Genomic DNA, 15,104 nt, shown 5'->3' with positions numbered 1-15,104 from the left:
GAGGCATGCCCGTGGACGAACTTGCTCCGACCGACTTCCACGAGCTGACCGAAGCGCTGAAGTACTGCGTCCTCCTCCACGACGCCCGCACCTTCGACATCCTCTGGGCCAACCGCGCCGCCTGCGACCTGCTCGGCTGGACCGTCGACGAGCTGAAGCCGCTCAAGGCGCCGGACATGAGCAAGAACGCCCGCCAGTACAGCCGCGAACTCGGCCACCGCTGGCTCGGGCACGCGGTCGAGCACGGCATCAGCGCCACCGAGTGGTGCTACCGCTCCAAGAACGGCGAGGAGATCCTCACCGAGGCGATCGCGATCCGCGTCGAACTGGCGGCGCGTACGGCGGTGATGGTCCAGTTCCGCGACATCGCCGAGGAGAAGGCGGTCCGGCGCGACCTGTCCCGCACCGAGAACAGGCTGCACGCCTTCCTCGGCGGCCTGGCCGAGGGGATCGTCGTCCTCGACGACGCGAACCGGGTCGTCTTCGCCAGCGAGGCCGCGTCCCGCGAGCTCGGCGGCGACCTCGACGGGGCGGACTTCACCGCCTACTGCTGCGACGGGCCCGTCCCCGAGCGCGAGGGCCGCTACCGCTTCGCCGCCCCGGGCGGCACACCCCGCTGGTACGCCGCGACCTGCCAGCGCATCGACATCGAGAGCGACCTGCGCGGGCGGATGCTCCTCTTCTACGACATCACCGACCGCGTCCGCGCCGAGGAACAGCACCGACGCGACACCCAGCATCTCGACCACCTCGCCCGCTACAACGCCATGGGTGACATGGCGATGGCGATCGCCCACGAGGTCAGCCAGCCGCTGGCGGCCGCGTACAACTTCGTCGAGGGAGCGCGCGGCCGCCTCAACCTCGGCTCCGGTTCCCACGACGAGTCCGTGGCCTGGGGGCTGGACAACGCCGTACGGCAGATCGAGCGGGCCCGCCGGATCCTGGGCAGCCTGCGCGGTTACGTCGGCCGGCTGGAGCAGTCCGAGCAGCTGACCGACCTCAACGCGATCGTGCGCGACTGCGCCTACTTCGTCGAACTGCGGGCCCAGGAGCATGCGGTGGCCGTCGAGTTCGACCTCGCCGCCGATCCGCTGCCGGTCCTGTGCGAGAACGTGCTCATCGGGCAGGTCGTGATGAACCTCGCCTTCAACGCGGTCGATGAGATGGCCCGTTGGCCGGAGGCGGAACGCACCGTGCGGGTCGTCACCCGGCTCGGCGACGACGGCCGCCCCGAACTCGCGGTCCGCGACCAGGGACACGGGCCGCCGACGGACGAGCGGATCTTCGAGGGAGTCTTCACCTCCAAGGAGAACGGCAGCGGCATCGGTCTCGCCCTGAGCCATCGCATCGTCACCCGGCACGGCGGCACCATCGGCGTCCACGCGAACGAGCCGCGCGGCGCGGTCTTCTGGTTCGCGCTGCCGACGGCCCCGACGCGAGCAGAAGCAGGGAGCACATGACCGACCACCGACCGCGAGTCACCGACGTACGGGCCGAGCACCACCGGCAGCCCCTCGGCATCGGCGAACGGCGCCCCCGGCTGTCCTGGCGGACGGCCATCGACCGGCCCGGCTGGTGCCAGACGGCGTACGAGATACAGCTCACCGAGGAGCACCGCGAGGTGGGCCGGACCCACCGCCGGTCCACCGAGTCGGTGCTCGTCCCCTGGCCGGGTGATCCGCTGACCTCGCGCCGCCGCGTCGAGGTGGCGGTTCGCGTCTGGGGGCCGGACGGCGAGGGGCCCACCCCGTGGTCGGATCCGCTCACCGTCGAGGCCGGGCTGCTGGAGCCCTCCGACTGGTCGGCCGACATGGTCTCGCCCGCCCGGACGGAGCCCGTCGGCCGTCATCTCCCGCCGCCCGTCCTGCGGGGCACCTTCCGCCCGCGCGGTCCGGTCACCTCGGCCCGTCTCTACGCCACCGCCCACGGCGTGTACGAGACGGAACTCAACGGCGAACGGACCGATGACCAGGTCCTGGCCCCCGGCTGGACCCACTACCCCGAACGCCTGCGCTACCAGACGCACGACATCACCGGCCTGCTGCACGACGGCGACAACGAGATCCGCGTCCTGCTGGCCGACGGCTGGTTCCGAGGGCGGCTCGGCTTCGGCGGCGGAACGCGCGACATCTACGGCGACCGGCTCGCCGCCCTCGTGCAGATCGAGGTCCGGTACGCCGACGGCACCGCCGAGACGTTCGGCAGCGGCCTCGACTGGCAGGCCGCACACGGTCCGATCCTGTCTTCCGGGATCTACGAGGGCGAGGAGTACGACGCCCGCCGGGAGCCCACGGACTGGCGCCCCGTGCGGCTGGTGCCGTACGACCCGGCCCGGCTGGTCGCGCCCGACGGGCCGCCGGTGCGCCGCACCGCGGTCCTGGACCCCGTCGCCGTCCTCACCTCACCCACCGGCCGGACGATCCTCGATTTCGGCCAGAACCTCGTCGGCCGGCTCCGCGTCCGGGTCGAGGGGGAGACCGGACACACGGTCACGCTGCGCCATGCCGAGGTACTGGAGGACGGCGAACTGTGCGTCCGTCCCCTCCGCGAGGCACGGGCCACGGACACCTACACCCTGTGGGGGACGCCCGGCGGCGAGCAGTGGGAGCCGCGCTTCACCTTCCACGGTTTCCGCTACGCCGAAGTCACCGGCTGGCCGGGGGAGTTGGCGCCGGGTGACGTCCAGGCCGTCGTCCTGCACACCGATATGCGCCGCACCGGATGGTTCGAGTGCTCCGAGCCGCTGCTGAACCGCCTGCACGAGAACGTGGTGTGGGGCATGCGCGGGAACTTCGTCGACATCCCCACCGACTGTCCCCAGCGGGACGAACGCCTCGGCTGGACCGGCGACGTCCAGGTGTTCGCGCCCACCGCGACCTTCCTGCACGACTGCGCGGGACTGCTGCGCTCCTGGCTGACCGACCTCGCCGCCGAGCAACACCCGGACGGCAGAGTCCCGATGTTTGTGCCGCACATCCCCACCGCGTTCCCCGAACTGCGCGCCGCCGCCTGGGGCGACGCCGCCGTGATCGTGCCCTGGGTGCTGTACGAACGCTACGGCGACCCGGGGATCCTCGCCGACCAGTACGACAGCATGAAGGCCTGGGTGGACGGCATCACGCGGGTCGCCGGCGACCGGCACGTGTGGGACGGCGATCGACAGCTCGGCGACTGGCTCGACCCGTCCGCCCCGCCGGACCGCCCGGGCGACGCCCGTACCGACCCGCACCTCGTGGCCACGGCCCACTACGCCCACCCAGCCCAACTCCTCGCGCAGACCGCCGAGTTGCTCGGACGCCACGACGACCACGCCCACTACGCCAAGCTGGCCGAAGCCGTACGGGACGCGTTCCGCCGGGAGTACCTCACCCCCGACGGCCTGCTCACCAGTGACACGCAGACCGCCTACGCGCTCGCCCTGCGGTTCGGGCTCCTCGCCACGGACGCGCAACGCGCCCGCGCCGGACGGCGGTTGGCCGCACTCGTCCGCGCCGACGACTTCCACATCGGCACCGGTTTCGTCGGCACACCACTGATCTGCGACGCGCTGTGCACGGCGGGCGAGTACGACACGGCCTACCGGCTGTTGCTGCAACGAACCTGCCCGTCCTGGCTCTACCCCGTCACCATGGGCGCGACCACCGTCTGGGAACGCTGGGACAGCATGCTGCCGGACGGCACGGTCAACCCCGGCGAGATGACGTCCTTCAACCACTACGCCCTCGGCGCCGTAGCCGACTGGCTGCACCGCACCGTCGCCGGCCTCGCCCCCGCTGCCCCTGGCTACCGGCGCCTGCTCGTCCGTCCCCGCCCCGGCGGCGGTCTGACCCATGCCCGCGCCGCCCACGACACGCCCTACGGCCGCGCCGAGGTGTCCTGGTCCCGCACCGGGAGCGCGCTGCGCGTCATCGTCACGGTTCCGCCCGGCACCACCGCGCTGATCGACCTGCCGGGCACCGCGGCACCCGTCGAGGCCGGCTCCGGCACCCACCTGTTCCGAACGGAGCTGTCATGACCACTCGATACCGGCACGCCGTCCTCGTCGACGGAACCGGAGCGGCGCCAGTCTCCGACGCCGTCCTGGTCGTGGACGACGACGGGCTGATCGCCTACGCGGGCCTGGCGTCCGCGGCACCGCGGACGCCCGACGCGACGGACATCGACCTCGGCGGGCGCACCCTGCTGCCCGGCTTCATCGACTGCCACGTGCACCTGTCCATGACCCCCGAACGCGGTCTGGTCGCGGGCCTGGCCGCCGACCCCACGGTGGAGACCTTCGAGATCGCGCGCCGACTGCGGGACACCCTGCACGCGGGGGTGACGACCCTTCGCGACCTCGGCGGCATACCCGCCGGCTATCGGACGGCCGTCGAGCGCGGGCTGATCGAGGGCCCCCGGCTCCAGGTCGCCGTGAAGGTGATCAGCCACACCGGCGGACACGCCGACTGCTCTCTGCCCGGCGGGATCGACGCCGCCCCGTACCTCGGTGAACTCGCCGACACGGTGGACGAGGTGCGGCTCGCCGCCCGCAGGGTGCTGCGCGCCGGGGCGGACGTCGTCAAGGTGTGCGCCACCGGGGGCATGGGCAGTCCGCACGACGATCCCGACGACGAGGGCCTGACCCAGGAGGAGATGGCGGCCGTCGTCGACGAGGCGGCCCGGCACCGGGGCCGGCCCGTGGCGGTGCACGCCCAGGGCACCGCCGGCATCCGTAACGCCCTCCGGGCCGGCGTCAGCAGCATCGAGCACGGCTACGGCGTGACCGACGAGCTGTGCGACCTGGCGCTGGAGCAGGGCACGTTCCTCGTGCCCACCCTGTCCACCGTCTTCGCCCCGCTCGACCGGACACGCATGGCCGACCATCACTACCGCAAGAAGAGCCGCTGGTCCGGCATCAGCAAGGAGAACATCGCCCACGCCATCGCCCGTGGTGTCCCGATCGCCCTGGGCACGGACTCGGGCGTCGTCCCGCACGCCCGCAATCTGCTCGAACTGTCCCACCTCGTCGACCTGGGCATGGCACCGCTCGAAGCGATCACGGCCGGCACCCTGAACGCGGCTCGCCTCCTCGGCGTCGACGACCGGCTGGGCTCCCTCGGGGCGGGAAAAACGGCCGACTTCGTGGTCGTGGACGGGGATCCGGTACGCGACATCGCTGTACTGGGCCGGCCGGAGAACGTGGTTCTGGTCGCGCGGTCGGGAGCAGTCCAAAAGGACCTCATAGGGTTGCCCGGATAAGGGAAATCCCCTACGCGATGCGGTCAAGTTCCAATAGCGGTCCGCTGGTTGCCGCGCATAGCGTGATGACACGGCGGGCGGGAGTTCCGCCCGGCAATGCGAGGAGATTCCCTCATGACGCATTTCGATCAGCTGCTGACGGTCGTAGCCGACCGGCGGGCGGAATTCGAGGAGAAGCGGCATGTGCCGCGGGATGTGATCGCCGATTTCAAGCGCGCGGGAATCTACCGGGCAGGCGTTCCGAAGCGATTCGGTGGCGATGCCCTGCCGCCCCCCGAGTTTCTCCGTCTCATCGAACGGATCTCGGTGGTCGACGGGTCGGCCGGATGGGTCGCGAGCTTCGGCTCCTCCGCGATCTACCTGGCCGCATTGCCGCTGGAGACACAGGCGGAGCTGTACGCGGACGGGCCCGACGTGGCCTTCGCAGGCGGCCTGTTCCCGGTGCAGGCCGCCGAGCGCGTCGAGGGCGGCTACCGAGTCTCAGGGCGCTGGAGGTTCGCCAGCGGCTGCAAGGGCGCCGACCTGCTCGGCGTGGGAATCAAGGCGGGCGAGGACCGGGCCGGGCGCCCGCGGACCGCCGTCCTGCGGCCCGCACAGGTGGAGATCGTCGACAACTGGGACGTCATCGGCATGCGCGGCACCGGCAGCCATGACCTCGTGGTCGACGGCGTGGACGTACCGGAGGAGTGGACGTTCGTGCGCGGCGGCGAACCCACCGTCGACGAACCGCTCTACCGCTATCCCACCGTCCCCTACGCGGCCCAGGTCCTGGCCGTCGTCGGTCTCGGCGTCGCCCGCGCGGCCCTCGACCACGTCATCGCCCAGGGCGGCCGCTCCAGTTTCACCGGCGCCCCGAAGCCCGCCGAACGCGCCACCTACCGCATCGCGGTCGGGCAGGCCGAGGCCCAACTCCGCTCCGCACGCTCCTTCTTCTACGAGACCACCGAGGATGTGTGGGCCACGGTCGAGGCGGGCGACCCCGCGACGGCCGAACAGGCGAGCCTGCTGAGGCTGGCCTCCGCGCACCTCGCCAAGATTTCCTTCGAGGTCGTCCGGGCCGCCTACCAGCTCGGCGGCATCGGCGCCATCACCGACGGCAGCCCCCTCCAGCGCTACCTGCGTGACGCGTCGGTCGTGCCGCAGCACGCCTTCCTCCAGGAGGGCATGTACGACGGCGCCGGCGCGGTCCTCATGGGCGTCCAGCCCTTCCCCGGCTATCTGTAGAAAGGCAGGAACCCCGTGTCCGACGCACCCCTGCGCGTGCTGTTCTGCATAGGCGTCAACCAGAACTTCTTCGACCTGCCCACAGGACAGGGCAAGACCGTCTGGGACGGCTTCACGACCATGCTCGGCCAGCTGTACGAACTGCCCGGAGTCACCGTCCTGGGCACCATCGACGACGACCTGCACATGGTCGGTCCGTCCGACTCCTGGCCCTGGACCTGTTACGTCCTCGCCGACGTCGTCGACCAGGCCGCCGTTGCAGCCGCCTGCAACCTCTTCCGCACCGTCCAGGTCGGCGAGCACGGCCTATGGCGCTACATGAAGATCGAGGCCCGCCTCGGCCGCCCGCTCCCCGAGCCGGAGGTGACCCGATGACGCACTCGCCGCTCGTCGAAGCCGACCGCGTCGCCGGCACCCTCTACACCGACCCGGCCCTCTTCGAAAGGGAGATGGACCGCATCTTCCACCGCACCTGGGTGTGGGTCGCCCACGAGAGCGAGATCGCCAAGGCCGGCGACTTCAAGACGGCCTGGGTGGGCCGCCGTCCCGTCATCGTCACCCGGGACCGGCGCGGCGGCATCAACGTCCTCCTCAACCGCTGCCGTCATCGCGGCGCCAGCGTCTGCGAGACCCCCAAGGGCAACGGCAACGGCTTCACCTGCCCCTACCACGCCTGGTCGTACGCGCTGGACGGCACCCTGCGAGGCATCCCGTACCCCGAAGGCTACGAGGACGTGCTGGAGAAGAAGGACCTCCCGCTCCAGCGGCTCAAGGTGGCCACGTACGCGGGCATGGTCTTCGCCAGCTTCAGCGAGGACATCGAGCCGCTGGAGGACTTCCTCGGCGGGGCCAGGCTGTGGATCGACCGATTCATGAAGCAGGGCGCGGGCTACCCGATCAAGGTGCAGGGCGAGCACCGGTTCCGCTTCAACGGCAACTGGAAGATCCAGCTGGAGAACACCACCGACTGGTACCACTTCCCGATCGTGCACCGCTCCTGGATGTCCTCGGTCGACGCCGAGACCGCGAGCATGCTGTCGATCATGACCGACGAGACCGCGGTCACCCACGCCCTCGGCAACGGTCACAGCGTCTCCATCTCCGTCGCCGAACACGCCGACCTGGACGCGGACGACGGCACCGAGAAACTCCAGGACCGCTTCAGCCACATCGTCGAGGAACTGTCGAAGGACCTGCCGCCGGAGAAGGTGAGGCGCATCGTCCGCTCCCTCCACGGCGCCGGGTTCAACCTCAACCTGTTCCCGAACGTGGCCATGTCGATGGCGTTCTTCCGCGTCCTGCGCCCCATCTCGGTCACGGAGACGGAGATCCGGCACGTCGCCCTCGGCCTGGACGGCGGCCCCGAGATCGTCAACCGCGAACGCCTGCGCATCCACGAGCACTTCCAGGGCCCCTTCGGCTTCGGCAGCCCCGACGACGCCGAGGCCTGGAACCGGGTCCAGCGCGGTGTGGCCGGCGGCGTGGACATGCCGATCCTGGTCAACCGCGGCCTTGGCCGGGAGAAGCCCGACGACCTCGGGCAGCCCACCTCCCACGCGACCGACGAGACCGGGATGCGGGAGGCGTACGACATGTGGAAGAGGATGATGACCGATGGCAACTGAGGCCCCGAGCACGGCTGTTGAGCTGCCGCTGGGCGATCCCTGCGCCCTCGCCGCCGTCTCCCTGATCTGGCACGAGGCCCATCTGCTCGACGCTCGCCGCTACGAGGAGTGGGACGAGCTGTGGTCCGAGGGCGGCGAGTACGTCATTCCGATCGACCGTGATGTCACGGACTTCGCCTCGCGCCTCAACCTCGTCTACGACGACGACCGTATGCGCCGGATGCGGATCGAGCGGCTCACCGGCGGGATGTCCATCTCCGCGGCGGCGGCCGCCCGCACCGTCCGCTCGGTCTCCCGCTTCGTCGTCACCGGCCGCGAGACCGACGCGATCGAGATCTGCTCCGCGCAGATCCTCGTCGGCTACAAACGCGAGGAGACCTTCGTCCTCGCCGCCGACGTCACCCACCGGATCCTGTTCGGCGCGGACGGTCCCCGCATCTCGCGGAAGATCGTCCAGCTGGTCAACTCCGAGGACACCGTGACCGCTTCGGGGTTCCTGCTGTGAGCCCGCACGAGGAGGGCGAACGGCGCGTCGCGCTGGTGACGGGCGCGGCCGGGGGCCTGGGCGCCTGCATCGCCGGACGGCTGTACGACCGCGGCTACTGCGTCGCGCTCACCGACCTGGACGAGGAGGCCGCGGCCAAGGCGGCGGCGGAGCTCGACCCCGAGGGGCACCACGCTGTCGGACTCGCACTCGACGTCCGCGACAAGGACGCCTTCGTCACGGTCCGGGACCGGTTGACCGAGCGTTGGGGCGCCGTCCACGTCCTGGTCAACAACGCCGGACACGCCAAGGTCGAACCACTGATGGAGATCACGCCGGAGAGCTTCGACGCCGTGGTGGACACCAACCTCAACGGCACCTTCTTCGGCTGTCAGGTCTTCGGCACCTACTTCGCCGAACGCGGCTACGGACGCATCGTCAACATCGCCTCCCTGGCCGGCCAGAACGGCGGGACGGCGACCGGCGCGCACTACGCGGCGGCGAAGGGGGGAGTGGCCACCCTGACGAAGGTGTTCGCCCGCGACCTCGGCTCGCACGGGGTGACGGTGAACGCCATCTCCCCGGGACCGCAGGACCTTCCGGTGGTCCGCGAGACCGTCGCGCCGGAGCGGCTCGCGCAGATCGAGGCGACCATCCCCGTCGGTCGGCTCGGCCGTCCGCGCTTCGTCGCCGACATGGCCGTCCTGCTCGCGGCCGAGCACGCGGACGCGGTCACCGGAGCCTGCTGGGACGCCAACGGCGGCCTGTACATGCGCTGACAGCGCCGTCAGCTCCCGATCCGACCTCCGAAGGCAGACGGATGTTCCCTGTCACCGTCACCGACACCCACCACGAAACCGGCACGATCAAGGTCCTCCGACTCGTCCGCCTCGACGGAGTACCCCTCGCCCCGTACGCGTCCGGCGCGCACATCGACGTCACCGGCCCCACCGGGATCACCCGCCCCTACTCGCTGTGCGGGCCGCCGGACGACACCGGTGCCTACACCATCGCCGTCAAGCGCGAGGAGAACTCCCGCGGCGGCTCCCACGCCCTGTACGACAAGACCGAGCCGGGCATCGAACTGACCGTCGGTCCGCCCCGGCAACTGTTCGGCCTTGCTCCCGACGCGACCGAGCACCATCTGGTCGCGGCCGGCATCGGGATCACGCCCCTGCTCGCGATGGCGTACGAACTGCACGACAGGGGAGCAGAGTTCACTCTGCACTACGTGGCGAGGAGCCGGGCGGAGGCGGCCTTCGCCGGACTTCTGGAGAAGTCCGCCTTCACCGAGCGTGTGGTCCGCCACTTCGGGCTCGGCAGGCAGTCGGCCGGCGCCGCGCTCACCGCGCAACTGGCCGGCCTTCCGGCGGGCGCCCACGTCTACACCTGCGGGCCCCAGGACTTCATGACGTACGTCCGCGAGGTCGCCGCGCGCAGTGTGCCCGAGGAGCGGATCCACTCGGAGCTGTTCCAGGCCGGTGGGCCCTCGGACGCGGGCGGGGCCTTCGAGGTCGAACTCGACACCGGTGAGATCTACACCGTGCCGCCCGGCAGGAGCATCGCCGAGGTGCTGGAGGACAACGGCGTCCCGCTGGAGACCTCCTGTCGCGAGGGCATCTGCGGGACCTGTGTCCTACGGGTGGTCGAGGGCGAACCCGACCACCGCGACCACTGCCTGACCGCGAAGGAGAAGGCGGCCGGAGACCAGATCGCCGCCTGCGTGTCACGGGCGAAGTCGGCGCGACTGGTGGTCGAGCTGTGGTGACCACCGCGAGCACTCCGAGGTACGACGACAACGAGAGGAAGGGCGAAGCCGTGCCCCCCAGCCGGACCGACTTCCGCGAGGCGATGGCCCACCTCCCGGCAGCCGTCAACATCCTGACCACGGACGGGCCGAACGGCCGCTGCGGCATCACCCTCAGCGCCGTCTGCTCGGTGACCGACGACCCGCCGACCGTCCTGGTGTGCGTGAACCGCGGCAGCGCCATGCACGACGTCTTCCGGGCGAACGGACGCGTGGGTCTCAACGTCCTCGGCGGAGAGCAGCAGGAACTCGCCCTGCACTTCGCCGGAGCCACCGAGGTGGCCATGGCCGAACGCTTCACCTGGGACATCTGGGACCGCACCCATGATGTCCCGGTCCTCAAGGAAGCCCTCGTCACGGCGATCGGCACGATCAAGCACACCGTGCCCATGGGCTCCCACAGCGTGCTGTTCGTCGACATCGAGCAGATCCGCACCCGCCCCGGGGGCCAGAGCCTCGTCTACTTCAACCGCGCCTTCCACCGGCTCGACGCCGACCCCCTCGTACCGGAAGGCACCCGCTCATGACCACCGTAGAGGACGCGCTACGACGTCTGGAGCGGACCGAGCCGGACATCCGCGCCTGGGTCCGCGTGGACGCCGAGGGTGCCCGCGCGGCTGCCGAGCGGGCACCGGACGGACCGCTCAGGGGCCTGCCGTTCGGGGTCAAGGACATCATCGATGTGGCCGGGCTGCCCACCGAGTGCGGCTCTCCGCTGCGCCGCGGAAGGACCGCCGGGCGCGACGCCTGGCTCGTGGACCGGCTGCGCAGGGCAGGCGCCGTTCCCCTCGGCAAGACGGTGACGACCGAGTTCGCGTACTTCCAGCCCGGCCCCACCCGCAACCCGCACGATGTGGCCCACACCCCGGGCGGCTCGTCCAGCGGCTCGGCCGCCGCCGTCGCGGCCGGCGTCGTGCCCCTCGCCCTGGGCTCACAGACCGCGGGCTCGCTGACCCGGCCCGCCTCCTTCTGCGGCGTCGCCGGATATGTTGCCCCGGTCGGTGCCTGGCCGACGACCGGAGTCACCGGCCTCAGCCCGACCCTGGACGCACCAGGACTGCTCACCGAGCACGTGGACGATCTGGCCGCCGCCGTGGAGGCCGTCGACGGCACGCGGTGTGAGGCCCCGGACACCACGGTACGGGTGCTGGTGTGGCCCGGCACGGAGCTGGCCGAGGTCCACCCGGCGATGCTCGACGCCTTGCAGAGCACGGTGCGGAGCCTGGCCGCGGCCGGCGCGGAGACGGACGACCTCGCGGGACGGGTCCGTACGCCGGAACTCGCCGAGACGCACGCCACCGTCATGGCGTACGAGGCCGCCCGCTCGCTCGCGGCCGAAGCGAAACATCCCGGATCCCTGAGCCGCCACCTGAACGACCTCCTGGCACGCGGGCGCGACACCCCGGCGGACGAGTACCGGGCCGCGCTCGCCGTCAGGGACGAAGCCCGCACCCGGATCCTCGAACTCCTCGACCACGCCGATGTGATCCTGGGCCCGGCGGCCCCCGGCCCCGCCCCGCACGGACTGGACGCCACCGGCACCCCGATCCTGAGCCGTCCCTGGCAGTTGCTCGGCCTGCCCGTCGTGACCGTCCCAGGTCACCGGGACCCGTACGGCATGCCGCTGGGCCTGCAACTCATCGGCCACCCCGCGCGCGTGGGCCGCTTGTTGGGCATCGCTCGGCAGGTCGAGGGGACCGCACGATGAAGATCACCGCGATCGAGACCGTCCCGTATGCGATCCCCTACTCCAAGCCGCTCAAGTTCGCGAGCGGCGAGGTGCACACCGCCGAACACGTCCTGGTCCGGGTGCACACCGACGAGGGACTGACCGGTGTGGCCGACGCGCCGCCCCGCCCCTTCACCTACGGCGAGACGCAGGCGTCCGTGATCGGCGTGATCGAGAAGATCTTCGCGCCGCAGCTGGTGGGCGCGGACGTGTTCACCCGCGAGCAGATCCGGGCCCGGCTGCATCGCACCGTCGGTAATCCGGCCGCCAAGTCGGCCCTCGACATGGCGCTGTGGGACATCGCGGGCCAGGCACTGGACCTGCCTGTCACCCAGCTGCTCGGCGGCTGGACCGACCGGATGCGGGTCAGTCACATGCTCGGCTTCGACGCGCCGCGGCGGATGGCCGACGAGGCCGTGCGGATCCGGGACACGTACGGCATCACGGTCTTCAAGGTGAAGGTCGGCCGCCGCCCCGCCCGCCTCGACCTCGATGTCTGCCGGGCTCTGCGGGAAACTCTCGGCGACGAGACCGAGTTGTACGTCGACGGCAACCGCGGGTGGACCGCTTCGGAGGCCGCGGACGCGCTGCGCGAACTGGACGAGCTCGGGATGACGCTCGCCGAGGAGCTGTGCCCGGCCGACGACGTCCTCGGCCGCCGTTGGCTCGTCGGCCAGAGCCGTATCCCCTTCGTCGCGGACGAGTCCGCCACCACGCCGGCCGAGGTGACCCGTTCCCTGCTCGACGGCGCCGCCACCGCGATCAGCATCAAGACGGCCCGCACCGGCTTCACCGATTCCCAGCGCGTGCTGTTCCAGTGCGAGGGGCTCGGGGCCGAGGTCGTGATGGGCAATCAGATCGACAGCCAGCTGGGCACGGTGTGCACCGTCGCCTTCGGCACCGCCTACGCTTCCTCGTCCCGCCGGGCCGGTGAACTCTCCAACTTCCTCGACATGAGCGACGACCTGCTCACCGAACCACTGGTGATCACCGACGGGACGCTCGCCGTCCGTGACCGACCCGGGCTGGGCGTCGCGATCGACGACGCCAAGCTCGCCCGCTACCGCCAGGACCACTGACACCCCCTGCTTTCGAAGGAGCCGCACACCATGTCCGACACCACCACCCTCAAGGCCACGGCCGCCGGATCCGGGGCCTCGGCCACGGAACGCTTCCTCACCGACAAGACCGGGGCGTCCGGGTCGCGTACCGACGCCGCACGCGTCAACACCCTGGCCACGGCGCTGATCACTGCCGTCCACGACGTCATCCGCAGCCACCAGGTGACGTACGAGGAGTACAACGCCCTCAAGTCCTGGCTGATCTCCGTCGGCCAGGACGGTGAGTGGCCCCTCTTCCTCGACGTGTGGATCGAGCACGTCGTCGAAGAGGTCGTCACCGCGGCCCGGCAGGGCAGCAAGGGCACCATCGAGGGTCCGTACTACGTGCCCGGCGCCCCTGCTCTGCCCAGCGTCAGCTCCCTTCCCATGCGGGACACCGAGGCGGGCACCCCGCTCCTCTTCCAGGGGCAGGTCACCGGCGTCGACGGCGAGCCGCTGGCCGGCGCCCTGCTGGAGATGTGGCAGGCCGACGACGACGGACTGTACGCACAGTTCGCACCCGGCATACCGGAGTGGAACCTGCGGGGCAGCATCGTCACGGACGACGACGGCCGGTTCGCGGTGACCACCATCCAGCCGGCCCCCTACCAGATCCCCACCGACGGCTCCTGCGGCCGACTCATCGCCGCGGCCGATTGGCACCCCTGGCGCCCCGCTCACCTGCACCTGAGGGTCTCGGCCCACGGACACGAACCGCTCACCACGCAGCTCTACTTCACGGGCGGCGCTCACCTCCAGGACGACGTGGCCTCCGCCGTGAAGCCCGAGCTCGTCCTCGACCCGCGGTCGAACGGAACAGGCGCATGCGAGGTCACGTACGACTTCGTCCTCGACCCCAACTCCTGACCGCTGTAAGCCATCCCCCTCTCGACCGCCGTCAGGAGGCCACCATGCTCTTCGCCGTCCAAATGACCGTGAACCTGCCACCCGACCTGGACGCCGACCTCAGGGACGCAACCCTCACCGCAGAGAAGGAGTACGCGCAGAGGCTCCAACTGTCCGGCGAATGGCGGCACTTGTGGCGTTGCGTCGGCCAGTTCGCGAATCTCAGCATCTTCGATGTCACCAGCAACGACCGGCTCAACGACATCCTGTGGGGCCTGCCGCTCTTCCCGTACATGGACATCACCGTGACGTCGCTGGCCCGGCACCGCTCCGCCATCGACTGACGCGATTCCAGCGTGACGGTATTGGTGAACGTGGCGACGGCGGCCACGTGCCCCGACGGCGGCGTCGGGGTGGCGGGCCGAGGTAGAAACCGGTGATTGGACGCCGACTTGGCGGCAATGCCGACGGCCGCGCCGGTCAGCCAGGGCAGCAAGGGATGGGCAGAAGCGACGCGACTCTCGGTGCCCGGAGTGGGATCGATACTTCCGGCGAACTGTACGGCTATAGGAAAGGTCGCGAACGCGTCGACCTCGGTGTCGTCGTAGGCGAGGACGCAGAAGGAGGGGATGATCTCCTCGCGGAAATTCTCGTACTGGTCGTCGCCCCAGACCACGACGACGTCCGGCTGGAACTCGTCGAGGGCCTCCTGGCACCCGTCGAGTCCGGCGCGCAGCCGGGCACGGTGCCGGGCGGCGGCAGCCGTCCCTTCGTCGTCGCCCCATTCCTGCTGGGCCAGTTCGGGCCAGTTCTCGGGGACTTCGCGGTCCGCCGGGATGTCGGGGTCCTTCAACGTCGTCTTCAGCAGGTTCGCCATGTGCGTGTCGGCGCCGGCCAACATCGGGTGATGCGTCAAGCCAAGACCGAGCACTTCTGCCATGCCGGGCTCCTCCAGCAAGGGGTTGGACGCTTCCCTGTCCACCGCCGCGACCCGGGCGGCATCGACCCGTAGTTCTGCTGCGCGGAACTCACCGTTGGCACCGGCATGGAT

At 70.7% G+C, this 15,104-nt stretch carries 15 protein-coding genes; all 15 read left to right on the top strand.

Annotation, left to right across the window (positions count from 1 at the left end; genetic code table 11):
• Positions 1–5: 5 nt before the first annotated feature.
• Positions 6–1,460, top strand: coding sequence for an ATP-binding protein (locus tag AB0D59_RS04640; RefSeq protein ID WP_362560735.1), 1,455 nt, complete (start codon positions 6–8; stop codon positions 1,458–1,460).
• The gene (locus AB0D59_RS04635) at positions 1,457–4,015 is read left to right on the top strand and encodes a glycoside hydrolase family 78 protein (RefSeq protein WP_362560732.1); all 2,559 of its coding nucleotides are present in this window, start codon (positions 1,457–1,459) and stop codon (positions 4,013–4,015) included. Before AB0D59_RS04640 ends, AB0D59_RS04635 begins: the two co-directional genes overlap by 4 nt.
• Positions 4,012–5,238 (top strand): amidohydrolase family protein, encoded by a 1,227-nt coding sequence (locus AB0D59_RS04630; RefSeq protein WP_362560730.1) that lies wholly within the window; start codon positions 4,012–4,014, stop codon positions 5,236–5,238. Before AB0D59_RS04635 ends, AB0D59_RS04630 begins: the two co-directional genes overlap by 4 nt.
• Positions 5,239–5,352: 114 nt before the next feature.
• Positions 5,353–6,462 carry an acyl-CoA dehydrogenase family protein gene (locus tag AB0D59_RS04625; RefSeq protein WP_362560728.1) on the top strand — a complete coding sequence of 370 codons (1,110 nt, stop codon included), beginning with the start codon at positions 5,353–5,355 and terminating at the stop codon, positions 6,460–6,462.
• 15 nt (positions 6,463–6,477) lie between these two features.
• On the top strand, positions 6,478–6,837 hold the full coding sequence (locus AB0D59_RS04620) for a hypothetical protein (protein ID WP_362560726.1): 360 nt from the start codon (positions 6,478–6,480) through the stop codon (positions 6,835–6,837).
• Positions 6,834–8,087 (top strand): aromatic ring-hydroxylating dioxygenase subunit alpha, encoded by a 1,254-nt coding sequence (locus tag AB0D59_RS04615; protein ID WP_362560724.1) that lies wholly within the window; start codon positions 6,834–6,836, stop codon positions 8,085–8,087. The genes AB0D59_RS04620 and AB0D59_RS04615 overlap by 4 nt, the downstream gene beginning before the upstream one ends.
• Positions 8,077–8,592 (top strand): aromatic-ring-hydroxylating dioxygenase subunit beta, encoded by a 516-nt coding sequence (locus AB0D59_RS04610; protein ID WP_362560721.1) that lies wholly within the window; start codon positions 8,077–8,079, stop codon positions 8,590–8,592. The genes AB0D59_RS04615 and AB0D59_RS04610 overlap by 11 nt, the downstream gene beginning before the upstream one ends.
• The gene (locus tag AB0D59_RS04605) at positions 8,589–9,350 is read left to right on the top strand and encodes an SDR family NAD(P)-dependent oxidoreductase (protein ID WP_362560719.1); all 762 of its coding nucleotides are present in this window, start codon (positions 8,589–8,591) and stop codon (positions 9,348–9,350) included. The genes AB0D59_RS04610 and AB0D59_RS04605 overlap by 4 nt, the downstream gene beginning before the upstream one ends.
• Positions 9,351–9,391: 41 nt before the next feature.
• Entirely contained in the window at positions 9,392–10,339 is a 948-nt protein-coding gene (locus AB0D59_RS04600; protein ID WP_362560717.1) for a PDR/VanB family oxidoreductase, read from the top strand.
• Between the two features lie 50 nt (positions 10,340–10,389).
• The gene (locus tag AB0D59_RS04595; protein ID WP_362560714.1) at positions 10,390–10,905 is read left to right on the top strand and encodes a flavin reductase; all 516 of its coding nucleotides are present in this window, start codon (positions 10,390–10,392) and stop codon (positions 10,903–10,905) included.
• Positions 10,902–12,086, top strand: a complete 1,185-nt coding sequence (locus AB0D59_RS04590) for an amidase (protein WP_362560711.1) — start codon at positions 10,902–10,904, stop codon at positions 12,084–12,086. Before AB0D59_RS04595 ends, AB0D59_RS04590 begins: the two co-directional genes overlap by 4 nt.
• Positions 12,083–13,186 (top strand): enolase C-terminal domain-like protein, encoded by a 1,104-nt coding sequence (locus AB0D59_RS04585; protein ID WP_362560708.1) that lies wholly within the window; start codon positions 12,083–12,085, stop codon positions 13,184–13,186. The genes AB0D59_RS04590 and AB0D59_RS04585 overlap by 4 nt, the downstream gene beginning before the upstream one ends.
• A gap of 30 nt (positions 13,187–13,216) precedes the next feature.
• Positions 13,217–14,074: a catechol 1,2-dioxygenase gene (gene catA, locus AB0D59_RS04580; protein ID WP_362560706.1), complete on the top strand. Its 858-nt coding sequence runs from the start codon at positions 13,217–13,219 to the stop codon at positions 14,072–14,074.
• Between the two features lie 44 nt (positions 14,075–14,118).
• Positions 14,119–14,397, top strand: a complete 279-nt coding sequence (locus AB0D59_RS04575) for a muconolactone Delta-isomerase family protein (protein ID WP_362560704.1) — start codon at positions 14,119–14,121, stop codon at positions 14,395–14,397.
• 92 nt (positions 14,398–14,489) lie between these two features.
• Positions 14,490–15,065, top strand: coding sequence for a hypothetical protein (locus tag AB0D59_RS04570; RefSeq protein ID WP_362560702.1), 576 nt, complete (start codon positions 14,490–14,492; stop codon positions 15,063–15,065).
• The last annotated feature ends 39 nt before the right edge of the window (positions 15,066–15,104 follow it).

Source organism: Streptomyces sp. NPDC048417 (assembly GCF_040651615.1).
In the GTDB taxonomy this organism is placed as follows: Bacteria; Actinomycetota; Actinomycetes; order Streptomycetales; family Streptomycetaceae; genus Streptomyces.
The sequence above is the reverse complement of the archived record's forward strand: the minus strand, read 5'-3'. Positions and strand labels throughout refer to the sequence as shown.

Coding starts and splice junctions, on each gene's coding strand:
- AB0D59_RS04600 (WP_362560717.1), top strand. CDS start 9,392: ATGTTCCCTGTCACCGTCACCGACACCCACCACGAAACCGGCACGATC.
- AB0D59_RS04615 (WP_362560724.1), top strand. CDS start 6,834: ATGACGCACTCGCCGCTCGTCGAAGCCGACCGCGTCGCCGGCACCCTC.
- catA (WP_362560706.1), top strand. CDS start 13,217: ATGTCCGACACCACCACCCTCAAGGCCACGGCCGCCGGATCCGGGGCC.
- AB0D59_RS04635 (WP_362560732.1), top strand. CDS start 1,457: ATGACCGACCACCGACCGCGAGTCACCGACGTACGGGCCGAGCACCAC.
- AB0D59_RS04610 (WP_362560721.1), top strand. CDS start 8,077: ATGGCAACTGAGGCCCCGAGCACGGCTGTTGAGCTGCCGCTGGGCGAT.
- AB0D59_RS04640 (WP_362560735.1), top strand. CDS start 6: ATGCCCGTGGACGAACTTGCTCCGACCGACTTCCACGAGCTGACCGAA.
- AB0D59_RS04575 (WP_362560704.1), top strand. CDS start 14,119: ATGCTCTTCGCCGTCCAAATGACCGTGAACCTGCCACCCGACCTGGAC.
- AB0D59_RS04585 (WP_362560708.1), top strand. CDS start 12,083: ATGAAGATCACCGCGATCGAGACCGTCCCGTATGCGATCCCCTACTCC.
- AB0D59_RS04590 (WP_362560711.1), top strand. CDS start 10,902: ATGACCACCGTAGAGGACGCGCTACGACGTCTGGAGCGGACCGAGCCG.
- AB0D59_RS04630 (WP_362560730.1), top strand. CDS start 4,012: ATGACCACTCGATACCGGCACGCCGTCCTCGTCGACGGAACCGGAGCG.
- AB0D59_RS04625 (WP_362560728.1), top strand. CDS start 5,353: ATGACGCATTTCGATCAGCTGCTGACGGTCGTAGCCGACCGGCGGGCG.